At 56.2% G+C, this 21277-nt stretch carries 20 protein-coding genes, 5 tRNA genes and 1 pseudogene; 14 read left to right on the top strand and 12 right to left on the bottom strand.

Going from position 1 to position 21277, the window contains the following annotated elements; all coding sequences use genetic code 11:
* The first annotated feature begins 41 nt into the window (after window positions 1-41).
* The 5 genes from csrA to E3Z29_RS24080 all read left to right on the top strand — a co-directional run bounded on the left by csrA (window position 42) and on the right by E3Z29_RS24080 (window position 864).
* Window positions 42-230: a carbon storage regulator CsrA gene (gene csrA / locus E3Z29_RS24100; protein WP_002554426.1), complete on the top strand. Its 189-nt coding sequence runs from the start codon at window positions 42-44 to the stop codon at window positions 228-230.
* Window positions 231-292: 62 nt separating this feature from the next.
* Window positions 293-383: transfer RNA gene (locus E3Z29_RS24095), tRNA-Ser, on the top strand.
* Between the two features lie 107 nt (window positions 384-490).
* Window positions 491-567: transfer RNA gene (locus E3Z29_RS24090), tRNA-Arg, on the top strand.
* Window positions 568-638: 71 nt separating this feature from the next.
* Window positions 639-715: transfer RNA gene (locus E3Z29_RS24085), tRNA-Arg, on the top strand.
* 72 nt (window positions 716-787) lie between these two features.
* Window positions 788-864 (top strand) — tRNA-Arg (locus E3Z29_RS24080).
* Window positions 865-882: 18 nt separating this feature from the next.
* On the opposite strand, the gene E3Z29_RS24075 is transcribed toward E3Z29_RS24080, so the two are convergent.
* Window positions 883-1401 carry a cell envelope protein SmpA gene (locus E3Z29_RS24075; RefSeq protein ID WP_134787121.1) on the bottom strand — a complete coding sequence of 173 codons (519 nt, stop codon included), beginning with the start codon at window positions 1399-1401 and terminating at the stop codon, window positions 883-885.
* 321 nt (window positions 1402-1722) lie between these two features.
* On the opposite strand from E3Z29_RS24075, the gene mgtE reads away from it, so the two are divergent.
* Window positions 1723-3165, top strand: coding sequence for a magnesium transporter (gene mgtE, locus E3Z29_RS24070; RefSeq protein ID WP_027612263.1), 1443 nt, complete (start codon window positions 1723-1725; stop codon window positions 3163-3165).
* Between the two features lie 232 nt (window positions 3166-3397).
* On the opposite strand, the gene E3Z29_RS24065 is transcribed toward mgtE, so the two are convergent.
* Window positions 3398-3724 carry an Arc family DNA-binding protein gene (locus tag E3Z29_RS24065; RefSeq protein ID WP_003178899.1) on the bottom strand — a complete coding sequence of 109 codons (327 nt, stop codon included), beginning with the start codon at window positions 3722-3724 and terminating at the stop codon, window positions 3398-3400.
* A 388-nt stretch (window positions 3725-4112) separates the two neighbouring features.
* Between E3Z29_RS24065 and phnN the strand changes: the two genes are divergently transcribed.
* Complete coding sequence (gene phnN / locus E3Z29_RS24060; protein WP_098965153.1) at window positions 4113-4682, top strand: phosphonate metabolism protein/1,5-bisphosphokinase (PRPP-forming) PhnN; 570 nt, start codon at window positions 4113-4115, stop codon at window positions 4680-4682.
* Here the strand turns inward: phnN and E3Z29_RS24055 are convergent.
* The gene (locus E3Z29_RS24055) at window positions 4657-4836 is read right to left on the bottom strand and encodes a PA3371 family protein (RefSeq protein WP_027612267.1); all 180 of its coding nucleotides are present in this window, start codon (window positions 4834-4836) and stop codon (window positions 4657-4659) included. The genes phnN and E3Z29_RS24055 overlap by 26 nt on opposite strands.
* A 20-nt stretch (window positions 4837-4856) precedes the next feature.
* A complete protein-coding gene (locus tag E3Z29_RS24050) occupies window positions 4857-5087 on the bottom strand; it encodes a hypothetical protein (RefSeq protein ID WP_027612268.1) in 231 nt (76 codons plus the stop codon).
* A 294-nt stretch (window positions 5088-5381) separates the two neighbouring features.
* On the opposite strand from E3Z29_RS24050, the gene E3Z29_RS24040 reads away from it, so the two are divergent.
* A tRNA-Arg gene (locus tag E3Z29_RS24040) sits at window positions 5382-5458 on the top strand.
* A 238-nt stretch (window positions 5459-5696) separates the two neighbouring features.
* The gene (locus E3Z29_RS24035; RefSeq protein ID WP_134787119.1) at window positions 5697-6176 is read left to right on the top strand and encodes a hypothetical protein; all 480 of its coding nucleotides are present in this window, start codon (window positions 5697-5699) and stop codon (window positions 6174-6176) included.
* A gap of 519 nt (window positions 6177-6695) precedes the next feature.
* On the opposite strand, the gene E3Z29_RS24030 is transcribed toward E3Z29_RS24035, so the two are convergent.
* The 4 genes and pseudogenes from E3Z29_RS24030 to E3Z29_RS24015 form a co-directional block, all read right to left on the bottom strand.
* On the bottom strand, window positions 6696-8459 hold the full coding sequence (locus E3Z29_RS24030) for a tetratricopeptide repeat protein (protein ID WP_134787118.1): 1764 nt from the start codon (window positions 8457-8459) through the stop codon (window positions 6696-6698).
* A gap of 345 nt (window positions 8460-8804) precedes the next feature.
* Entirely contained in the window at window positions 8805-9467 is a 663-nt protein-coding gene (locus E3Z29_RS24025; protein WP_134787117.1) for a DUF4145 domain-containing protein, read from the bottom strand.
* Window positions 9468-9645: 178 nt separating this feature from the next.
* Window positions 9646-10383: pseudogene (locus tag E3Z29_RS24020) on the bottom strand (integrase arm-type DNA-binding domain-containing protein); the annotation flags it as partial.
* A 254-nt stretch (window positions 10384-10637) separates the two neighbouring features.
* Window positions 10638-12005 (bottom strand): lysozyme inhibitor LprI family protein, encoded by a 1368-nt coding sequence (locus E3Z29_RS24015; RefSeq protein ID WP_134787115.1) that lies wholly within the window; start codon window positions 12003-12005, stop codon window positions 10638-10640.
* Between the two features lie 212 nt (window positions 12006-12217).
* Here E3Z29_RS24015 and E3Z29_RS24010 point away from each other — a divergent pair, with 212 nt between their 5' ends.
* From E3Z29_RS24010 to E3Z29_RS23995, 4 genes are all read left to right on the top strand, one after another.
* Window positions 12218-13822, top strand: coding sequence for a tetratricopeptide repeat-containing response regulator (locus E3Z29_RS24010; protein ID WP_047295822.1), 1605 nt, complete (start codon window positions 12218-12220; stop codon window positions 13820-13822).
* Window positions 13819-14511 carry a sensor histidine kinase KdpD gene (locus tag E3Z29_RS24005; protein WP_134787114.1) on the top strand — a complete coding sequence of 231 codons (693 nt, stop codon included), beginning with the start codon at window positions 13819-13821 and terminating at the stop codon, window positions 14509-14511. Before E3Z29_RS24010 ends, E3Z29_RS24005 begins: the two co-directional genes overlap by 4 nt.
* A 200-nt stretch (window positions 14512-14711) precedes the next feature.
* Window positions 14712-15953, top strand: a complete 1242-nt coding sequence (locus E3Z29_RS24000) for a glutamine synthetase family protein (RefSeq protein WP_177416214.1) — start codon at window positions 14712-14714, stop codon at window positions 15951-15953.
* A 69-nt stretch (window positions 15954-16022) separates the two neighbouring features.
* Window positions 16023-17399 carry an MFS transporter gene (locus tag E3Z29_RS23995; protein ID WP_134787112.1) on the top strand — a complete coding sequence of 459 codons (1377 nt, stop codon included), beginning with the start codon at window positions 16023-16025 and terminating at the stop codon, window positions 17397-17399.
* Between the two features lie 257 nt (window positions 17400-17656).
* Here E3Z29_RS23995 and E3Z29_RS23990 read toward each other — a convergent pair whose 3' ends face one another.
* The 4 genes from E3Z29_RS23990 to flgA form a co-directional block, all read right to left on the bottom strand.
* Window positions 17657-18403, bottom strand: a complete 747-nt coding sequence (locus E3Z29_RS23990; RefSeq protein ID WP_134787111.1) for a flagellar brake protein — start codon at window positions 18401-18403, stop codon at window positions 17657-17659.
* A gap of 92 nt (window positions 18404-18495) precedes the next feature.
* Window positions 18496-18963, bottom strand: a complete 468-nt coding sequence (locus E3Z29_RS23985) for a flagella synthesis protein FlgN (RefSeq protein WP_007963060.1) — start codon at window positions 18961-18963, stop codon at window positions 18496-18498.
* A gap of 48 nt (window positions 18964-19011) precedes the next feature.
* Window positions 19012-19338, bottom strand: coding sequence for a flagellar biosynthesis anti-sigma factor FlgM (gene flgM, locus E3Z29_RS23980; RefSeq protein WP_007917589.1), 327 nt, complete (start codon window positions 19336-19338; stop codon window positions 19012-19014).
* Window positions 19339-19498: 160 nt separating this feature from the next.
* Window positions 19499-20260, bottom strand: a complete 762-nt coding sequence (gene flgA / locus E3Z29_RS23975) for a flagellar basal body P-ring formation chaperone FlgA (protein WP_027612276.1) — start codon at window positions 20258-20260, stop codon at window positions 19499-19501.
* An 82-nt stretch (window positions 20261-20342) separates the two neighbouring features.
* Here flgA and E3Z29_RS23970 point away from each other — a divergent pair, with 82 nt between their 5' ends.
* The gene (locus E3Z29_RS23970; protein ID WP_095137138.1) at window positions 20343-21275 is read left to right on the top strand and encodes a chemotaxis protein CheV; all 933 of its coding nucleotides are present in this window, start codon (window positions 20343-20345) and stop codon (window positions 21273-21275) included.
* Window positions 21276-21277 lie beyond the last annotated feature (2 nt).

The raw sequence follows: 21277 nt of genomic DNA, 5'->3' as shown, positions 1-21277 counted from the left end.
CAGACTGTTGTCCCTGAAATGAAATGCGTGAGGAGAAAGGTATGCTGATTCTGACTCGTCGGTGCGCAGAAAGCCTGATTATCGGTGATGGCGAAATCACCGTGACCGTGCTCGGCGTCAAAGGAAATCAAGTGCGCATCGGCGTCAACGCCCCGAAAGAGGTTGCCGTGCACCGTGAGGAAATTTACCTGCGTATAAAGAAAGAGAAGGACGAAGAACCAAGCCATTAATTTTTATCGATTTTTATGTTTGCAAACGGGGAAGAAGGTGGTTAATATACGCCCCGTGTTGCGGAGAGCTGGCCGAGTGGCCGAAGGCGCTCCCCTGCTAAGGGAGTACACCTCAAAAGGGTGTCGGGGGTTCGAATCCCCCGTTCTCCGCCATTATTTGCTTAGTACGTTGTAATCTGGCTTTTTCTGTAAGTTCTTGAATTTATTAGAAAAAGTGGTTGGAATAGAGATTAGACGGGCTATAATGCGGCGCAACAAATGCACTCGTAGCTCAGCTGGATAGAGTACTCGGCTACGAACCGAGCGGTCACAGGTTCGAATCCTGTCGAGTGCACCATTTAAGAGTTGTTTATAGCAATATAAAGAACTCGGCTTCAGCCAGTTGTGGTCTGGTTTAAAAACACAAATGCACTCGTAGCTCAGCTGGATAGAGTACTCGGCTACGAACCGAGCGGTCACAGGTTCGAATCCTGTCGAGTGCACCATTTAAGAGTCGTTTGTAGCAATACAGGCAACTCGGCTTCAACCAGTTGTGATCTGGTCTAAAAACACAAAATGCACTCGTAGCTCAGCTGGATAGAGTACTCGGCTACGAACCGAGCGGTCACAGGTTCGAATCCTGTCGAGTGCACCATATTCAAGAAGCCCGCGTTTAACGCGGGCTTTTTGTTGCCTGCGATTTGGCTTTTCCTTTCACGCATCCCTTCTCGTCAAAATCGACTTGAGCACTTCGGCCTTTTTTCAGGTCATAGCGATAGCTCGTCGTCGACGTTCGAATATTCACCTTGTCCGGTTTGCCGAGCGCGCTCTCGACATCCTGTTGGCTCATGCCGGCAATCACTCGTTGATTGATGATTGCTGCGCGGCGCTGCCTGGCATCGATCAGGTTGCCGCATTTGTCCTCCAGGCGGCCAACGATGCCCGGTTCACGTCCCCTGATTGTCATACCGGATATTTCCTCATGGTTGTGTTCCGGCATGATCGGTACGACGGATCCGGGCGAGTAAGGGTGAACCTGTTGCTCTGAAAGCTGCTCGCCGCTCGCACAGCTCAGGGTCGTGAAGGTGATGCCGCCGTCGGCAGCCTCGCAGCGGTGAAGGGTGGTGGCGGCTCCGGCGGGTGGCAGGCAGAGCAGGCTGGCGACTACAAAAAGGGATGTTCTGGATAGCATTCGACGTCCTCCATGACGGTCTACGCTCAAGGGTAGTCGCTACATTTTTCAACGCCGGTGTGTTTTCTTTTCAAGATGAGTCGTCGCATCTGCACGGGTCAGGACAGCGCTCAACTTTGTCGCGCAAGCACTTGTTTCGACCGCGATTTTTTAACGTTTAAAACCGTCAGGCGGTGTATCATTGCGCCCGTCAGCCCCGCCGGGGCTTATGGAAAACCTCCATGGACTTACCCAGTAGTTACTCAGTAGCCCGTTTCACCAATCATGAATTGACTGATTGATCCTTCCGGCGTGCCCCGCTGCTGGGAGTGGAGTTCGCCTATGTCCGAAATCGAAGTAAAGAAAACCCAGGAAAGCCTGCAGGATCGCCTGGCTCAGGTCGTTGAGCTGCTGCAGCGCCAGAAGGTCGTCGAAGACCTGACTCATCGCCAGGAAGGCGCGCACCACGACCGGGTCGAGAACCTGGTTCACCGGCAGAACCTCGTCGAGCTGCAACGCAAACTCGATGATCTGCACTCCGCCGACGTTGCCTACATCCTTGAAGCCTTGCCGCTGGACGACCGTCTGACGCTCTGGCAACTGGTCAAGGCTGATCGCGACGGCGACATTCTTCTCGAAGTATCCGATTCCGTTCGGGAAACGCTGATCGCCGACATGGACGATCACGAGCTCCTGGCTGCGGCCAAGGACATGGACGCCGACGAACTTGCTGACCTGGCCTCCGAGCTGCCGCGAGACGTCGTCCATGAGCTGATGGAGACGCTCGACCAGCAACAACGCGAGCGCGTGCGTTCGGCCCTGTCCTATGACGAGGAGCAGGTCGGTGCGCTGATGGACTTCGAGATGGTGACCATCCGTGAGGATGTCAGTCTCGAAGTGGTTCTGCGTTACCTGCGCCGTCTCAAGGAGCTGCCGGGGCACACCGACAAACTGTTCGTCGTCGATTACGACGGTGTGCTCAAGGGTGTGCTGCCGATCAAGCGTCTGCTGGTCAACGATCCGGAGAAACAGGTTTCTGAAGTCATGGCCAGCGATCCGGTGAGTTTTCATCCGGACGAAGACGCCTATGACGCGGCTCAGGCGTTCGAGCGTTACGACTTGATCTCGGCCCCGGTGGTCGACAAGAACGGCAAGCTGATCGGCCGTCTGACCATCGACGAAATGGTCGACCTGATTCGTGAAGAGAGTGAAAGCGAAGTCCTCAACATGGCGGGTCTGCGCGAAGAGGAAGACATCTTCGCCTCCGTCTGGAAATCCCTGCGTAACCGTTGGGCGTGGCTGGCGATCAACCTCATCACTGCCTTTGTCGCGTCGCGGGTGATCGGTCTGTTCGAAGGTTCGATCGAGAAGCTGGTGGCGCTGGCGGCGCTGATGCCGATCGTGGCGGGTATCGGCGGTAACTCCGGTAACCAGACGATCACCATGATCGTGCGTGCCATGGCGCTCGACCAGGTCAGCACCGGCAACACCTCGCGTCTGATGCGCAAGGAGCTGGCGGTGGCGTTGATCAATGGTCTGGTCTGGGGTGGGGTGATCGGTGTGGTCGCCTACCTGCTTTACGGCAGCTGGTCGCTGGGTGTGGTGATGACGGCGGCGATGACTCTCAACCTGCTGCTCGCGGCGCTGATGGGGGTGTTGATCCCGATGACGCTGGCCAAGATGGGCCGAGACCCGGCGATGGGCGCCAGCGTGATGATCACGGCCATGACCGACAGCGGTGGCTTCTTCATCTTTCTGGGGTTGGCGACGATCTTCCTGCTCTGATTCGCTGCCATACAAAAGCCCGCCGAAATGGCGGGCTTTTTTGTGCCTGTGTAGTTATCTGTAGTGAGGGGATTTATCCCCGATGGGTTGCGCAGCGACCCCGGAAGAGGGCCTGCTGCGCAGTCCGTCGGGGATAAATCCCCTCACCACAAAGTCTGCCTTGGATTGTCGTGATTAAAATCCGGGTAAAAAAAAGCCAGCACTTAGGCTGGCTTGAGATGTTCGGCGCAACTCAGGACGCGTCTGCGGCCATCTCGGCGTCGTGAGCGATCAGCGACACCAGTGCGTTCTGTTGACGGTGCGACAGCTGACGGAAGCGTTGCAGCAGCTCACGCTCATGCAGCGAAAGCTCCGGGCTGTCCAGGCGCATGCTCAACTCTTCGCCCAGTGCACCTTCCTGAATAAGACTCTGCTCAAGGCGCGCAATGATTTCGGAGTTCATGCTGCGATGATGATTGCGAGCCACCTCGGCAATGCGTTCACGCATCCCGTCTGGCAGACGTACGACGAACTTGTCAGCCGTACGGCTGGAATAAATTGCCTGTTTCAATGGGCGCATATATTTAACCGGTTAGTTCAGGGGAGCGGTTCTCGGGATTGGCCGCAGGATGTGTGGTAGGACAAGCATCCGCGCCAAATGGTTCAACCTGAATTGTTAAGAGGCCCGCATCATGCCTCAAAATTGCCAGATCATTGGCGTCAATTCTGTGACAAATATTGAGCTGGGTAAAGGCGTAATGCCAGCACCAATTATCAGAAATGCGGACTGGTTTGAAAACTTTGCCTTGGTCCGCATCAATGACCGCTTCCGGGTGCACATCTGTTGATGTCCGAAGACGTCAGAACGTGCATGCTATGCGGCTTTCAATCCTTGTTCCTTACCTGTACAGGATAGTGGCAATTTGCCGATTTACTAGGGCAAACACCCGTTGGAGGGCGTTTTCAGGATGGATGGCAGGCTTATTTATCTGATGGGACCCTCCGGTTCAGGCAAGGACAGCCTGATCGAGGCCGCGCGTGAGCCTTTGCGTGAGTTGAAATGCGAAATCATCCGCAGAGTGATTACCCGATCAGCGGAATCGGTGGGTGAGGATGCCATCGGCGTGACGCCCGAAGAGTTCGAGCGACGCCAGCAAGCCGGGGATTTCTCGCTGTCCTGGCAGGCCAATGGGCTGGCTTATGGTATCCCGGCAGAAATCGACGAATGGTTGCGCGCTGGACGATCTGTGCTGGTGAACGGCTCACGCGCCAACCTGCGTCAGGCGCTTGAGCGCTATCCGACGCTGCTGCCGGTGCTGCTGACGGTCAAGGATGAGGTCTTGCGTGAACGCCTGCTCAGACGAGGGCGGGAGACGCCTGAGCAGATCGATGCGAGGCTGGCGCGCAATGCGCTGTTCAAGGACAGAAGGGCAACTGACTTGCCCGTGCATCTGATCGACAACTCGGGCGACCTGGCGGACGCCGTCAAGCAACTGCTGGGCTTGATCCGTCTTAACGCAGCACCGGATCAAACTTGATCCTGCGCCCGGCCACCAGGGCCAGCACAAACAACACCGCAAACACGCCGCAGCCAATCAGGGGCAGGGTGACTGAGGTTTCCTCGAACAGCGAAAAATGCACAACGCCACTCAATAAGGCGAGGATCAGAAATCCTGCGGCTGATCTGGACATGCTGTACTCCTGAAGATATTTCAAAAAACCAGACGTTCGGTGTCGCGCGTCGGCATTGCTTGCTCAGGCTCATTGACTGCCTGCGCCGCGTAGTCGCTCTGATCGCTCAGCACCGCCAACTGCGGCGCTTTCTGCACCTGCAAATAATGCGGCATACGCTGAGCCACCGGTTCAGCACTCTCTGGAACAAAATGAAAGCCAACCAAAACCGCCAGTGCGATAGCGTTTGCGAGCAGGAGAGTGCTGTTCATGGGGCGGACTCCGTTTGTGCTGTTATGAGAACAGAGAAAGCAGCCGTCGTGCCAACAGTCTAACCGCTGTGAAGTCCTTTAAAAACAAGGATTTGCAAGGGTTTTTCATAGAGAGAGGGTTGCAATCTGCAATGATGGCTTTTTGAGGTAGTGCAAATTGCACGGTAAATGTTCCCGCAGTATTGCAAGGCGCCTGCCTACACTTAAAAAGCCCACGGACGACATGACAAATCAGGGGCTGGCCGTTAACATGCACGCCGTCCGTCGCGCCGAGTCCGGCCGCGACAACTCAGTGTCTCAGTAGCTCAATTGGATAGAGCATCCCCCTCCTAAGGGGAAGGTTGGCAGTTCGAACCTGCCCTGGGACACCATATAATTCGGGCTTCTCACGCCATTCTCCTGACAGATCGATTACTTCGTGACAGCAGGGTGGCAGCAGTAGGCGAAAAAAAGCCCCGCCGGGTAATGCTCGGACGGGGTTTTTTTGTGTCGATCGCTGTGCGTTTGGAGGGTCAGATTTCAATTAGCCCCGCTCCACTTGAAAAGATGTCACTCAGCCACCATACCTGTGAGGTGTACCTACTTCGGCGTGATAAAAAAATGAGTGAAATGAGCAAGCTGGTAGAGCTGGCACGGCAGAAGCAAGAGAGCGATGTGCGCAGTGGCGAGACTGTTGATCGAGTTATTCAGATTTGGCAGGAGGAACTCCTTGCTCTGGCCAGCACTATTGAGCAATGGGTAGAGCCTCTCCGGCAGGAAGGGATGATCGAGATTACTCGATCCGATATTTCTGTGCGGGAGGAGCCAAATACCGAAATTTCCAGAACTTATGCAGCGCGACAATTGACTCTTAGGATCGCCAATAAAGTGATCGATGTGATTCCGATTGCCCGTTTCTGCATGGGGTCCCACGGGAGAGTAGATCTTGAGGGCTTCAAGGACTGGGAGCGGGTTTATTTGACCAGAACTGCCGAAACGGGTGACGCAAAATGGCAGCTCGTTAAAAAGGAATATCAGGCTATCAAAGGCCCGGAAAGAGAAAACTTCAACGAAGACAGCTTTGCAAAGCTACTCCAATCGCTTTTTTGACCAGTTCGCTCCTTTCATACGTTGCCTACTTCTCTATGAGGTAGGCAGCAAATCAACCTGGTCGCGACTCCGGGCGACGATCTTGTAACAGTGAGCGTGACGTGCTGTTGCACAAGTACCGAAACCTGTACGAACAATTTTCGAATGCGTTCAGGGGATCACGCATTCGTACCCCTAGGATGAAGGTGGTCCAATCGTCACTCTATGTCTTCAATTCCACCGATTGCGCCAACCTGACCTCCCATTTCGGGATGGGAGGTGTCGCGACACGTTTTGCGAATTATGAAAACGTGTCGCGTACTCGATGCGCTCAGTTTTTAGCACATCTTCCCCCAGCGGGGTAATACCCCGGATATGAGGGGGGGCGAACTACCGAGAGCTTCGAGGGGGGCGCGACCAGGAAAGTGAGTAAATCCCACTTTTGTCTGGAAGGCTCTAAGGTGAGTCAGGATCACCATTAGGTGCGCCTGCTCTAACCTGCTGTCAGGAGGGCAGTGAGTTGTTTTTTATACCAAGAATCTATTTTTGGTTTTCATTTTTTGAGGTTGGCTTAGCTGTTCGCTTGATTGGAGGGTGTGCTTTCTTTTTTGTATCTAGAAATAGTCTGTAGTTTTGCTTCGTGGTCAGGTCGTCAGGGTCTGCTTCCAAGGCTTTTTGAAAGAAGATTTTAGCCTCATCTAATCTCTTGACCTGGAAGGCTAGAAAATTAGCGTAGTTGCCTAAGGTAGTGGGGTCGCTGGGAGCTAGTTCAAGAGACTTTTTGTAATACTCATCCGCGAGGTCGTATTTTTGGCGGTGATCGGAAAGGTAATCAGCATACTCGGCTAAGGTGTCGTGATTTTCAGGGTTTAGCTTTAGTGCTTTCCGGAAATAGTTGTCGGCTTCAATTAGGTTGCCTTGTTCGGCTGCAATTGAAGCAAGCATGCAAATGGCATTGATGTTGTTTGGGTCTAAGTTTATTATCTTTAACGCTAGCTCCTTGGCTGCGTTGTGATCTTTTTTATGGTGTTTTAACATCTCTGCGTAGCCATAGATTATATCGGTATCGTATGGCGCAAGTGCTAGTGCTTTTTTGTATGTCTCTTCAGCGCTAGGAATATCGCCTTTAAAGTTTGAGAGGAAGAGTGCGTAATTGTAAAGTAGTTCAGGGCTATCGGGGAATTGCATTAAGCCTTTCTGATATATCTCATTTTGCTTTTCAGGGTCGTTCTGAGCCGAGGCTTCCAGTTCCCAAGCCCACCAGCTTTTTCTAGGGGGAACGGATTGAGCCATAACTTTACGCGTGTTTCTCTGTTCCTTAGTGCCTTGCGCTAAAGCTTTCATTAGTTGATCAGCTTGCTTGCGATAGCGGTCGGCACTTTTTTTACCAAGCTCCTCAGTTCTTTCGGCAATTCTATTTAAGTCAAAGTCTGGTACCAGCTTGGCTGCTAGTTGCAGCATAAATTCATCGAATCCAGGGATTTTAACTTTAATACCATCGTGTTTTATTAAAACTTCTTGTGCTAATGGTGGCGGTGGGGAGCCCTCTCTGTAGCACCAAATTATGCGTCCTGCGATATCGCCTAGGTCAAGGCTGTTAAGTAGTCCCATCAAGCTTCCATCATTACCTCCGTAGCCGACAACTATTGGGGTAAAGTATTGGAATAATTTCTTTAAAGCGTTTTTCCATCCTTCTTCAAGGTTCGAAACGCCGTCTTGGTCATTGATTGGATTGAAGTATAGGTCGCGATGGATTTTAGCAACTAATGGTCGGCGTAATTGGGGGCGTACAAAACCAACGAGGGATTCATGGGCAACTACGAGGGGAGATTGATGAGCGTGCATCGAAAGGGCGTCTGCTACTAAGTTATCAAAGTTAGTAGTGACTACAACCTTATGGCGTGTTTCTTGTATTATTTCAGCAAGAAGCGTGTACCCAAGGCTAGGGCTTTTGCCGTCCATGTGCTTTTCCAGCTCTGCGTATCCAGACTCACGGTCTCCCCGAAATCGACGCTCAAAAATTTGAGGGTAGAACTCTGCTGCAGTCTCATATGTTAAATTTCCACTAACAATGCCACTGCTTTTTACCCAGTCTTCTAGATTCTCATCGCTCCTGCACTCCCGAAGGTGAAGGTCGGTGAGCCAGCGTTGTGCAAGATCTTTTCCGGTAGGAATGTTTGAAGAGAACGAGGCACCTGAGCCGAGGATAAAGGCAAAATGCCTGTCATGCATTGAGCTATCGAGGCGCGCTAATTCATCCAAGACGCCTTCAAGTGTCCATTCTTGCACTTCATTGCTTGACATTATTCATCCATGGGGAGACGGGGACAGAGTGGCATCATAATGCCATTTATGACGTGTTTCCATGGGTAGTAAACGCACTCACCTGCGTCGATCCGCGCCAGGTCATCCGACAGATGCGGCTGTAATCTCCTCAGTGTTGAGGGGATCACACCGGTGGTGGAAACCTCGATGCGCCACCTATGGTGGAACACCCAGACTTCCACCGGCGGTGGAAGTCTCCACGCCTTTTACGACTTTCTCGTAAAAGTGTCGGCGAACCCGGCAGATAGCGGCGAAGCGGGAATTCCCATTTTCAGATCTGTAATCCAGATGTGAGCAAAGGTCCGCGCATCTCTTCAGGGAGTCTCATTGCAAGGTCGAAGCGAGAAAGCGCTCTACGTCATCAATCATGCCTTTGACATCCCCTGCATTGAATTTCTCTGTGTCTCCATGTGCCGCCGCGTTCCGAATGCCTGCCATCGCGGTGATGCGCTTCTGCTGGATGGAGTTGTAAACGCTCGCTTTCGCCAGATCAGCGTTCATTTTATCGAGCTTCCCATGATCAAGGCCGTGATCGGTGCAGAGGTTGCGAACAGTGGTCTCAAGCACAACCCCAGCGATCACCGCGGCTGCCGATGCATATCCTGCTAGAAGCAACTCGCTAGCTTGCTCGAGTTCGCTTCCGAATACTTCCGCCTGGACTAGATTGCGGACTGTGTTGAGGTAGCCGCCCTCAAAATCTTCTTTGGCTGCCAGAAAAACGGCTTTCAACCGTTTGAGCGCGTTGTACTCTGCGCCATAGATCCCAACCTCACCCGCTTCTAAGAAGGCAACCATATGCGGCGACGCCTCACCGCAAGCCTTGCGCATCAACTCTCTTGCCTTCACTTTCCAGTTCAATAGCAAGTTGGAGTCGACTTCCATTACCGATGAGCCGGATAAGGGGAGAGCTTCTAGCCTCTTAGTAGCTTCAATATCCGCCAGCTGAGCTTCAAGTTCACCGAACCGCTTCGCGAACAGTTTCGTCATTCCGAATTCCTTTTTTTATCGTTTGGCTTGGCTTGGCTTGGGAGCAGTGGAAGCGGGCCGCCGATAGACGGCGGCCTATCGTGCCACATTAACCTATAGCGTCGCGCCCTGGCTCATCCTCCGCGACCCTGAAGCGCCAGTAACGATCAGGCTTAACCCACACCACGTTATCTGGTGTCAGCTTTCGAAAGGCCGCCAGCAACCCTTTACCGCGATCCGCTCGCCACTTGTTGGCACTCTCGCGTTCCCTCCTCGCTTCGTCTTGGCGGGCGTCCAGCGCTTCCCGGAGCCGTTTTGTCTCTTCAGCATCCAAGTAGCGGACCAGCCCCATCGAGTGGACTTTTAAGGCTTTGAGCCTGTCCATCGGGTGGGTATCGATGTACTGCCACTCAACGGCTCTACTGAATACGCCGCTGATAGAGCCCATCTTCCGGTTGACCGTCGACGGCTTGTTGCCCGACTGCATCCAGCCGGTGCGGATTTGATTCAGGTCGCGGCCCGTGATGTCGCCTAGGCGCCGTGGCATGATCGCGTCGAAGTTGTTGTTAAGCGTGTGCAGGGTTTTCTCATGCCCTTTGTGGTGCGTCTTGAACCAGGACATATAGGTGTCGTCGATGAACTGGCGCAAGGAGGGCAGTGCAATCCCCTTTCGGCCCTGAGCGACTTCCAGTGGCTCGCCGTGGGCGTGCGCGTCGGCCAGGTACTGAGCGGCCTCGGTTCTGGCTTGATCGAGCGTGAGGACACCAACGCGCCCCAGGGTGGCGTTTTTGTTACGCCCCCATGTGACCATATAGGACTTGTGACCGCTGGGCAGAACGCGGATAAAGAAACCCGGTTGCACGGTGTCATGCACGCGGTATGCTTTCGCCTCGGCGGCCAGGCTGCCAATGAGCTTTTGGGTGATTTTGATTTTCAAGGATCCGACCGTGACAGCAGGGTGGCAGCAAAAAGCACTATGCCGGTCTGTTTCATGGACTCAATGGGACGAATAAGCCCAGTAATATGGGGCTTCTGCCCGATCCTGCTGGATCTGATTTGTCCCTCCTAAGGGGAAGGTTGGCAGTTCGAACCTGCCCTGGGACACCATCATTCAGAGCCTTGCAACGGTTCGAATAAAAAGCCCCGCACAGGATGATCTGGCGGGGCTTTTTCATGCTCGTGATAAGTGGCTCAGTTCAGTGCTCCGCCGTCGGCCTTGCCAATTGAGGTGCTGACTTCGATCACATGCCGGCGCCCGTTGACTTCGTAACTGCGCCCATCTGCATCAACGTCCGGCTTTCGCAGTGACAGTTGTGCAAACAAGCCATGTTTTTCGTCGTAGCTGCCAAACCAGTCAACCAGTTTTCCGATGTAGCAGTCGTTACCGATAATCACCGGCAGGTCGAAAACATCTTCCACCGAGTAATGCACCGGGCCGTAGCTGTAGTAATCGCTCTCGCCTGCACCTGTTGCAGGAATCGGGCAAAGAGGCGTGCGCTGAGTGTCCGGTTTACGGGGGCGTGCTTCGTTCGCCTTGGTGATTGCCTGATTGAGCGTAAGCCGCAGATCAGGTTCCAACTCAAAGGTGCTGGTGCCGTCATCCTTGTGTTGGGTGGTAGGCACGTTCAAGTAGTAGCCATATCGCACCGTTACGGTGGGCACTTCACGGTTGATCTTCAACGGATTGAGCAAGTAGATGTGATCAACGCCGTAGGCACCGTTGCGGTAGGCGAGGTAAATATTACCCCGAGCCTTGATCCAGTACGCCGACTGGTTGGCTCCGCGATCATTGGTATAGAACAGCGCGCTTTCAGGCTCAGGAGACCTTTTGACAAAATGGTCACCGTCTCGGCGCCAGGTTTCCACGTAGGTAAACATGCCGGTGCCACCGGCGTAAGTCTGGACGATCAGGTCTCGTTGCCCGTCGCCGTCCATGTCCAGCAACGAGTAGGAGGTTTGACCGGTTTCTGCTGCTGCATCGATTTCGGTGGCGGTCAATGCCTTCCATTCATCCGGTGTAACGCCTTTGGGGATCGAAGCTGGAAAGTGCGTTTGCTCGCTGGGGTTTTCTTTGTCGGAGTCGCCTGAAAACGATGTCTCTTCAGAGTTGAAAGCCAGTGAAGCGAGCACTCGTTCAACCGCCACCTCGCGATTGCCGCCCTCGCTGGCCGCTTGAATGCTGCGTTGCAGATCTTCCAGAACCTGTTTGTCGATGCCGGTCGGTCTGTGCGCAACGGCATCCATCTGCTGCGCCTGTAATAACTTCAGCCGGTCACGATAACTTTGTTCAAGGCAAGCAATATCCGCTTCGCACTGATTACGTGTCTTGAGCCACAACCGTTGTGTGCGCTTGAGTTCAGATTGCTTATCACCGGAGATCTTCATCAGCTCCCGATAAGCAGCACCCATCTGCGCATCCAGCGCATACAATCCTTTATCCGCACAAACAGCCTTCTCCACGGCACTCGCCGCTTTTGCGCAATCCATTCCGCCCGCCATCGCCTGCTGGAAAAACAGCAGCGCACAGGCGGACACGATGCAACGTCCTTTGATGTACACGAGATAAACCTTGTAGGGGGGAAAGGTGAGTCGGTGCGCAGGTTAATCGCTGCGCCAGGAATCTTGAAGTGTCCGCTTCAGAGAACGTCACTTGTGGCCGATAACCCACTCGGTGACTTAAAAGTCGCGTGAAATCGCTTGATAGCATTTGGCCGGCAGCTATCATCTGCGCGCCTGAAATTGCCCTCACTTCAATTGCCTGGAAATCCTCGATGCTGTCGTATCACCAAAAGAGTTTTCTGATCGTCGATGATTTCTCGGATTTCCGCAGTTCCGTCCGCTCGATGCTGCGCGAACTGGGGGTCAAGGATGTGGATACCGCCGATACCGGCGAGCAGGCGCTGAAGATGTGTGCGCAGAAGTCCTACGATTTCATCCTGCAGGATTTCCATCTCGGCGACGGCAAGAAGAACGGCCAGCAGGTGCTGGAAGATCTGATGTCGGAAAAGCTCATCAGCCATGAAGCGGTATTTGTCATGGTCACGGCCGAGACCAGTCAGGCGATGGTGCTCAGTGCGCTGGAGCATGAGCCGGATGCTTACCTGACCAAGCCGTTCAACCGCTCCGGCCTGGCGCAGCGCCTGGAGCGTCTGGAGCAGCGCAAGACGTTGCTCAAACCGATTCTGCAAGCCCTTGATCGCGGTAAACCGGTCGAGGTGCTCAATGCCTGTATTGCGCTGTGCAAGCAGGACATCCGTTATTCGCCGCTGTGCCTGCGTTATCGCGCCGATGCGCTGCGCGACATGAATCAGAACGAAGCACTTGAACGCCTTTACGACAGCATCATCGCTGACCGGCCGTTGCCGTGGGCGTTCGCCGGGCTGGGCAAGTTGCTGTTCAAGCGTGGGCAAGTGGCGCAGGCCAAAGATGTTTACGAAAAGGCGCTGAAAGTGTTCCCGATGATGCCGGCGCTGTACGACGGCATGGCCGATGTGCTGGTCGCCGAGGGCGATACCAAAGGCGCGCAGCGGGTGCTGGAGGAGGCGATTCGTTTGTCGCCGCTGGCGGTGCGCCGGCAGGCGTTGCTCGGCAAACTGGCGATGGCCAACGAAGACTTCGACACCGCGTCCCGGGCCTATCGTCAGGCGGTGGCGCAGGGTGCGCAGTCGCGTTTCAAGGACCCGGAAAGCAACCTCGGTCTGGCCCATGCCTTGATCAGCAAGGGCAGTGAGCGCGGGCTCGACACGCGCACGCGGCTGGAGATCAACACCACGCTCAGCGCCGTCGCCAAAGAGAACCCGTCTGACCCCGGCCTGCAGATTCGTGCGCGGCTGATGAAGGCCACCAGTCTGCTGCTCAACGATGCCGAGACCGCCGACAAACTCACCGAACAAGCACTGATGCGCCTCGATGGCATGGAACAGTTCATGAGCCCTGAAGCGGCGCTGCTGGTCGCCAAGCAATTGCAGATGCTCGGTCAGGCCGAGGCGGGCACTTCGATGCTCAAGAGCTGTGCGGAGATCTACGGTGACGATCCGGCGGTGATGAAAGACATCGCCAAGCTCACCGACGACCCGACTATTCTCAGTTCGAGCAACGCCGCCGCCGACCTCAACCGTCAGGGCGTGCGCGTGTACAAGACCGGCAATCTGGTGGAGGCCCGCGAGGTGTTCCGCAAGGCGCTGAAGATGCAACCGAAGAACATCAGTATCGCGCTGAACATGGCCCAGTCGCTGCTGCATGGCACCGACACCAGTGTGCCGTCGGCGGAGCTGGAAGAATGTCGGGCCTGCCTGAAAATGGTCGGCCTGATGCCCGACACCGACGCGCGTTATGCGCGTTATCAGAAGCTGAAAAGCAAGGCGTTTGGCGAATGAACCAAGACGAGCAGGTGCTGGATTTCTCCACGGTGATCGCCTCCACCGTTCACGACATGAAGAACTCGCTGGCGATGCTGATGCAAGCCCACAGCCAGTGGCTGGCGCGCTTGCCCGAAGCGCAACGCGGTGGGGCGGAGCAGGGGGTGATCGACTTCGAGTTCGCCCACCTCAACGGCATGCTGGTGCAACTGCTTGGACTGTACAAGCTCGGCGTCAACCAGTTGCCGCTGCAACCGGCGTATCACGAGCTGGATGATTTCATTGAGGCGCAACTGGCCGCGCATCAAGAGGTGTTCGCCAGTCGCGGGATCATTGCTACCTACGAAGTTGATCCGCTGAGCCCGCTGGGTTTCTTCGATCGCGAATTGGTTGCCTCGGTATTGGGCAACTGCATCAACAACGCGATTCGTTATGCCCGCGAGTCGCTGCTGATTACCGTCAGCGACGAGGCTGGGCAACTGGTGTTGAGCATCAACGATGACGGCGACGGTTACCCGGCAGCGATGCTCGAGCGTCAGGCTGATTACGTGCAGGGCATCAATCACGGCAGCGGCAGCACCGGGTTGGGTCTGTATTTCGCCAACCGGATTGCTGCGTTGCATCAGCGCAATGGCGTGGTCGGGCACACCGAGATTCGCAATGGCGGACCGTTGGGTGGCGGGGTGTTCAGCCTTTATCTGCCGTAACCCGGTTTTTTGTTTGACGCTGCTTGATATTCCGAACAGCCGGAGCCTATTTTGTACGGGTCGCCGCTTGCGGCTCGCACAATAACAAGGATTGCGTCATGACAACCGATGGCCAGCGTTCACTCGCGCAGCGACTGACCGGCATTGATGAGATTGAATGTGTCACGCCGGATTTGAACGGCGTGCCGCGCGGCAAGGTGATGACCGCCGAGGGTTTCCTCGAAGGGCGGCGTTTGCAGATGGCGCGGGGAGTGCTGCTGCAATGCATCATGGGCGGTTATCCGCCGGCGCGGTTTTACGGCAGCGATGACGGCGACCTCGCGCTGGTCGCCGAGCCGAGCATGATCCATCCCCTGCCATGGAGCGACGAGCCACGTGCCCTGGCCATCTGCGATGCCGACGAACTGAGCGGCGAAAGCTCCAACCTGTCGACCCGCGGTCAACTCAAGAAAGTCATCGCCCGTTACGCCGCACGCGGTCTGGCGCCGGTAGTGGCGACCGAGCTGGAATTCTTCGTCTTCGCGCCGAACACCGATCCGACTCAGCCGTTCCGTCCGCCAGTCGGCCTCGACGGGCGTCGCGAGGATGGGCAGTCGGCGTTCAGTGTCAGCTCCAACAATGGCCTGCGGCCATTCTTCAGCGAAGTCTATAAATGCATGGCGGCCCTCGGTCTGCCACGCGATACCTTCATGCATGAAATGGGCGTCAGCCAGTTCGAGATCAACTTGCTGCACGGTGATCCGCTGTTGCTGGCCGACCAGACTTTCCTGTTCAAACACCTGCTCAAGGAAGTCGCGCTCAAGCATGGTCTGAGCGTGGTGTGCATGGCCAAACCGCTGGCGCACACACCGGGCAGTTCGATGCACATTCACCAGAGCCTGGTCGAGATCGCCACTGGCAACAACGTGTTCAGCGACGAGAACGGCCAGCCGACCGCAATGTTCCGCCATTTCATCGGCGGGCAGCAGGCGGGCATGGCTGATTTCACAGCGCTGTTTGCGCCGAACGTAAACTCCTATCAGCGTCTGTGTCACCCGTATGCGTCGCCGAACAATGCCTGCTGGTCCCATGACAACCGCGCTGCAGGGCTGCGGATTCCGGCCAGTTCGCCGGTGGCTCGACGCGTGGAAAACCGTTTGCCTGGCGCCGATGCCAACCCGTATCTGGCGATTGCCGCGAGCCTGGCCGCCGGCTTGCATGGGATCGAGCATGCGCTGGAGCCGAGTGCGGCGATTCAGGGCGAATTCGAAGTGCCGGACAATCTTTCGTTGCCGTGTACCTTGCATGCCGCGCTCGAGCGTCTGAAACGTAGCCAATTGGCCAGGGAACTGTTCGGACAGGAGTTCATCGAAGGCTACATCGCTTCGAAGACCATGGAGTTGACCAGCTTCTTTGATGAAATCACTCCCTGGGAACGGCGTGTTCTAGCAGCCCAGGCCTGACTAACTGTCGCCGTCGGGCTATCGTCTTGATAGTCCGATACTCACTGCAAGGAGCCGCTCGGAACGCCGATGCGCCAAATCTGGAAATCCTTTCGAGCGCTGTATTTCGCCTCGCTGATGATGTTGATCGGCTCGGGCCTTCTATCTACTTATCTGGCATTGCGCCTGGCTGCTGACCATGTCGACGGACTGTGGGTCGGTGCGCTGATGGCGGCCAACTATTTCGGCCTGGTACTGGGCGGCAAGATCGGTCACCGCTTGATTGCCCGGGTCGGCCACATTCGCGCTTATTCGGCGTGTGCCGGGATCGTCGGCGCGGCGGTGCTCGGGCATGGCCTGGTCGACTGGCTGCCGGCGTGGCTGGTGCTGCGGACCATCGTCGGTCTGGGCATGATGTGCCAATACATGGTGATCGAGAGCTGGCTCAACGAGCAGGCCGACGCCAACCAGCGCGGGCTGGTGTTCAGCGGCTACATGATCGCTTCGTATCTGGGGCTGGTGCTCGGTCAGTTGATTCTGGTCATGCATCCGGGCCTCGGCCTGGAGCTGCTGATGCTGGTCGCGCTGTGTTTTGCCCTGTGTCTGGTGCCGGTGGCGCTGACCCGGCGAATTCACCCGGCGCCACTGCATCCGGCACCGATGGAGCCGCGCTTCTTTATCAAGCGCGTGCCGCAGTCGTTGAGCACGGTGCTGGGGGCCGGTCTGATCATCGGCTCGTTCTACGGTCTGGCACCGCTGTATGCCTCGCAGCAGGGGCTGTCGACCGAGCAGGTCGGTCTGTTCATGGGTAGCTGCATTTTTGCCGGGCTGCTGGTGCAGTGGCCGTTGGGCTGGTTGTCCGACCGTTATGACCGGGCGCTGCTGATTCGCTGTTTTGCCGGGTTCCTGGCGGTGGCGGCGTTGCCGTTGGCGATCCTGCCGCAGGTGCCGCTGGAAGTTCTGTTTGTCGTCGGGTTCATGTGTTCGCTGGTGCAGTTCTGCCTGTACCCGCTGGCGGTGGCGTTTTCCAACGACCACGTCGAGGGCGATCGCCGGGTGTCGCTGACGGCGATGCTGCTGGTGACCTACGGTGTCGGTGCGAGCATCGGCCCGCTGCTGGCAGGTGTGCTGATGAAGCTGTTTGGCAGTCAGAGCCTGTACGCGTTTTTCAGTTTCTTCGCGCTGGTGCTGGTGTGGCGCATTCGCCCGAAAGCGGTGACCAATCTTCATCAGGTCGACGACGCACCGCTGCATCACGTTGCGATGCCGGACAGCATGTCCAGCTCGCCGTTGGTGGCAGCACTCGATCCGCGAGTGGATGAGCAGGTGGTGCAGGAGCAGATGCAGACCACGGTTACGCCAGAACCGGAGCCGGAACCCGAAGTGCAGCCTGAAGCGGCGGTGGAAGCTGATCCGGCTGATGAGGGCGATAAACCGACGCCGGACATCAGTGGGGCCAGACCCTGAATCGGGTGAGGGTAAGGCTGTTCAAAGAATGATGCTTTAACTGTGGTGAGGGGATTTATCCCCGACCGGCTGCGAAGCAGTCGCAAAATCAACGCATGCGAAGTATCTGATACTGCGCATCGGCAGGTTTTGGGGGCGCTACGCGACCCATCGGGGATAAATCCCCTCGCCACAGGGATCTCCAGGCCAGGACTGGACAATGGAAATAGAAAAGGGCAGTCCCGCGAGGGGCTGCCCTTTCTATTTGCCTGTACGAATCACAGATCGTCTTTATCGAACCGACGTGCTTCACGCTGCAACTGATAGACGAAGCGTTCGACGTTGCGCGCCGCCTGGCCGCTGATGTTGTGGAAACGCAGACCAGCGAAGGTGATGTTGAGCTTTTCTTCGAAGTGCAGATAGCGCAGTTCGACCGAGATGGGTTGATTGCCAAACAGCGGGGTGGCGATCATGCGGTCATAGACCTGGCCCAGTTGCAGGCGGTCGGTGATGTCGCCTTCAAAGCGCAGCTTGCAACCGGTGGCGGAAATATCCAGCAGTTTGCCGTTGATTGGCGCCTTGAGCTTTTCGCCGCCGAGTTCGACGCTGACCAGATCGGTCAGCTTGAGGGCTGCGCGAAAGGCGTTGCGGCGCTGGTGGTAAACGACTTCGGTCGGCAGTTCGCCGGTATAGAAGCGATCGCCCTCGGACTCTTCAATGTTCAGCTTACCGGTGCATTCCCAGGCGATGCGCACGCCCTCGTGGAAGCCTTCGACCTTGAACGGTTCGCCCGCCAGCAGAAAACGCTCGCCATCGCGCGGGATCATTTCGTCCAGGGCAATCGTTGCGGTTTCGCGGTCGACCTTGATCAGGTAGCTCTGGAAACGCTGGCTGCGCTCGTGGAACGTGATGATCAGTGGATCGTGGCTTTCTTGCAGCTGGCGCAGGTTGCTGGAGATTTCCAGGGGCGTGGTCAGCACCTTTGGTGGCTGCGGACTATCATCCGCGCTTAGGGCGTTTGGCACGTTTTCTCAATCTCCAGACAAAATTTGACTACGACTAGCCAGCATTTTGCCAGCATGTTTCGCGGGTTGATAGTGCAGGCACATCGAATGGCTCACGCCTGGCTGAGCGTACGCGGCTTGGTGGGTTTGGCGAAAGTGCCCGAGGCGTCATACAACGCTGGCGGCTCGCCCCCGGTGAGGATTTTCAGCTGATTGGCCGTGGCGGCCTGCTGAATCTGGATCGACTGGCCGTTCTTGACGTTGGCCGCCTGGCACTGGGCAATCAGGTCGGTCAACACGTCGCTCTGGGCCAGCAACTGGTCGCCAATGCTCGAGTGGCTGGCCAGTTGCTCCAGGCCCTGACGGTCGAGCGGCAGGTTGAGGCTGGCGAGGATTTCGCTGCGCTTGCGGCCATGCTGTTCAAGCAAAATGATCAATGCCTGTTTGCGCGCCAGAATGTCTTCGAGCAAAGGCATGTCACGACCGTGCAAAGCGAGGGACTCGGTTTGCAGTAACTCCAGCAATTGTTGAGCTGGAGCAAAGTCGTCGGTGATCAGTTGCAATAAATTAGTGTCGTGCATGGCTGGCCTTGGGTTTTAAGCGTCCAAAAGCCTGGCGCCGGCAAAAGCCTAGCGCTGGGCTTCGAAGTTGAGCAGTTTGCTGGCTACACGGTTGCTGTCGACTTTATAGCTGCCATCGGCAATCGCTGCTTTCAACTCGGCCACCCGGGCTTTGTCGACGGCAGGCTGATCGCGCAGCTTGTCAGTGACCTTCTGCAACTGTTGAGCCTCATTGCTGAGGTGTACCGATTCCCCGCTTTTTGCGGTACTGGCCGTTTCGGCCTGGGTATTCAGCGGCGCGGAGGTGCCGGATTCGGCGGTTTCCTTGGCGTTGCTGGTACGTGTACTGCCCGTAAGTGACGAGGAGCTGTTCAAACGGCTGAAATCGATGACCATGTTAAAAACCTCTGGGAATTTGGACGCTTGCCATGTTCTCGGCCATTCCCTGGAAAACTTTAGGCTCACTTTGCAATGAGCTGCATGTGCCGAAGCGTGTTCTGCTGCGGCACAGTTTAGGGAAGCATCGAGGCCGGCGCCAGTTTTCTGCCTGAGCGTTTTACATGGCCACTTCCACCTGACCCGGCGCGATGACCTGCGCCTTGATCACCCGGTTGGAATTGAGGTTTTTCACCCGGATCTGTTCTTTCAAACCGCCATTGGCCAGGGCTTCGCCGGGCATGCGCACAGCGAGCGTACCGCTGCGGGCGATGATGACCACCTGATCACCCTTGCGCACCACTTCAGCCTGTTCCAGATGCACCAGGGTAATCACCTGATCGGCGACCGTTGGTCGGGTCAATTTCTGCCCGATGGCTTCATCCACCGACGTCAGGAAACCCTGATTGATCTGGCTGATGTCGCGTTCACGCAAGGTCACATCCTGCGGCTCGATAATTCCGGCGCGTTTCAGCGGGCGGGTGGTGGTGACAATCTCGCGAAACAGGCGGACTTGAGCGGGCACGAACACCGTCCACGGCGAGCTTCCCTCGCACCGGACCTTGACCGTTACCCGGCCCAGCGGACGGGCCGGACTCTCCAGCGACGCTGTCAATTCCTTGTCGCACATAGGCATGCGCATACGCGGGTCGAGCTGGTTGACCTCGATTTCGTAGCGGCCTTCCGTTTGACTGGTAGCCAGATAGTCTTCTACGGTGAACTCAAGAAAGCCTTGGGTGACGCCGATAAGCATGTCAGGCAAGGTAACCGTATCAGCACCGGCAGGGCTGCCAGCGAAGAAGAAGCAGACGGCAGACACCGCGCACAGCGCTTTGCGGGTGCGGGAGGTCAGGCGTCGGAAAAATGTCGTTTGAGCGTTCATACGAGTTAAAAAGCAAGCGCCGTGCCGTTTAGCAATGAATGTGCGTCGCAACAACACTTGGCGTTGGTGTAGGAGTCTGGGCATGGCTGGTGTAATGGATTCGGTGAACCAGCGCACGCAACTGGTAGGGCAGAATCGCCTGGAGCTGTTGTTGTTCCGTCTTGACGGTCAGCAGCTCTACGGCATCAACGTGTTCAAGGTGCGGGAAGTGCTGCAATGCCCGTCGCTGACGTTGATGCCCAAGTCCAGTCCTGTCGTGTGCGGGGTGGCGAATATCCGGGGGGCGACCATTCCGATCCTTGATCTGGCAATGGCGACCGGTTCCGGGGCGTTGAAAGACAAGAACAGTCCGTTCGTGATCATCACGGAGTACAACACCAAGACCCAGGGTTTCCTGGTTCGCTCGGTGGAGCGCATCGTCAACATGAACTGGGAAGAGATCCATCCGCCGCCCAAGGGCACGGGGCGCGATCACTACCTGACGGCTGTGACTCGGGTCGACAATCAGTTAGTCGAAATCATCGATGTCGAGAAGGTGCTGGCGGAAGTGGCGCCGACGCCCGAGGCGATTTCGGTCGGTGTGGTCGATGTTGAGACCCAGAGCAAGGCGTTGTCGCTGCGGGTGCTGACGGTCGATGACTCGTCGGTGGCGCGCAAGCAGGTCACGCGTTGCCTGCAGACGATCGGGGTTGAAGTGGTGGCGCTGAACGACGGCAAGCAGGCGCTGGATTACCTGCGCAAGCTGGTCGAAGAGGGCAAGAAGCCGGAAGAAGAGTTCCTGATGATGATTTCCGACATCGAGATGCCGGAGATGGACGGGTACACCCTGACGGCGGAGATCCGCAGCGACCCGCGCATGCAAAAGCTTCATATCATCCTGCATACTTCGTTGTCGGGGGTATTCAATCAGGCGATGGTCAAGAAAGTCGGTGCCGATGACTTCCTGGCCAAATTCCGTCCTGATGACCTGGCATCCCGGGTAGTCGACCGGATCAAAGCAGCAGATATCAGCTAGGG

It is taken from the genome of Pseudomonas sp. S150, assembly GCF_004526365.1.
Lineage (GTDB): Bacteria > Pseudomonadota > Gammaproteobacteria > Pseudomonadales > Pseudomonadaceae > Aquipseudomonas > Aquipseudomonas putida_A.
Note: the sequence above shows the minus strand (reverse complement) of the source record. Positions and strands in the feature narration are given on the sequence as shown.

What these genes read in the sequence shown, in the direction of transcription:
- E3Z29_RS24075 (WP_134787121.1), bottom strand. Translation starts at nt 1,401, where the DNA reads ATGCTATCCAGAACATCCCTTTTTGTAGTCGCCAGCCTGCTCTGCCTG.
- phnN (WP_098965153.1), top strand. Translation starts at nt 4,113, where the DNA reads ATGGATGGCAGGCTTATTTATCTGATGGGACCCTCCGGTTCAGGCAAG.
- E3Z29_RS24030 (WP_134787118.1), bottom strand. Translation starts at nt 8,459, where the DNA reads ATGTCAAGCAATGAAGTGCAAGAATGGACACTTGAAGGCGTCTTGGAT.
- flgM (WP_007917589.1), bottom strand. Translation starts at nt 19,338, where the DNA reads ATGGTCATCGATTTCAGCCGTTTGAACAGCTCCTCGTCACTTACGGGC.
- E3Z29_RS23970 (WP_095137138.1), top strand. Translation starts at nt 20,343, where the DNA reads ATGGCTGGTGTAATGGATTCGGTGAACCAGCGCACGCAACTGGTAGGG.
- E3Z29_RS24000 (WP_177416214.1), top strand. Translation starts at nt 14,712, where the DNA reads ATGACCGCCGAGGGTTTCCTCGAAGGGCGGCGTTTGCAGATGGCGCGG.
- E3Z29_RS24005 (WP_134787114.1), top strand. Translation starts at nt 13,819, where the DNA reads ATGAACCAAGACGAGCAGGTGCTGGATTTCTCCACGGTGATCGCCTCC.
- E3Z29_RS24025 (WP_134787117.1), bottom strand. Translation starts at nt 9,467, where the DNA reads ATGACGAAACTGTTCGCGAAGCGGTTCGGTGAACTTGAAGCTCAGCTG.
- E3Z29_RS24010 (WP_047295822.1), top strand. Translation starts at nt 12,218, where the DNA reads ATGCTGTCGTATCACCAAAAGAGTTTTCTGATCGTCGATGATTTCTCG.
- mgtE (WP_027612263.1), top strand. Translation starts at nt 1,723, where the DNA reads ATGTCCGAAATCGAAGTAAAGAAAACCCAGGAAAGCCTGCAGGATCGC.
- E3Z29_RS24055 (WP_027612267.1), bottom strand. Translation starts at nt 4,836, where the DNA reads ATGTCCAGATCAGCCGCAGGATTTCTGATCCTCGCCTTATTGAGTGGC.
- E3Z29_RS23995 (WP_134787112.1), top strand. Translation starts at nt 16,023, where the DNA reads ATGCGCCAAATCTGGAAATCCTTTCGAGCGCTGTATTTCGCCTCGCTG.
- flgA (WP_027612276.1), bottom strand. Translation starts at nt 20,260, where the DNA reads ATGAACGCTCAAACGACATTTTTCCGACGCCTGACCTCCCGCACCCGC.
- E3Z29_RS23985 (WP_007963060.1), bottom strand. Translation starts at nt 18,963, where the DNA reads ATGCACGACACTAATTTATTGCAACTGATCACCGACGACTTTGCTCCA.
- E3Z29_RS24050 (WP_027612268.1), bottom strand. Translation starts at nt 5,087, where the DNA reads ATGAACAGCACTCTCCTGCTCGCAAACGCTATCGCACTGGCGGTTTTG.
- csrA (WP_002554426.1), top strand. Translation starts at nt 42, where the DNA reads ATGCTGATTCTGACTCGTCGGTGCGCAGAAAGCCTGATTATCGGTGAT.
- E3Z29_RS24065 (WP_003178899.1), bottom strand. Translation starts at nt 3,724, where the DNA reads ATGCGCCCATTGAAACAGGCAATTTATTCCAGCCGTACGGCTGACAAG.
- E3Z29_RS24035 (WP_134787119.1), top strand. Translation starts at nt 5,697, where the DNA reads ATGAGCAAGCTGGTAGAGCTGGCACGGCAGAAGCAAGAGAGCGATGTG.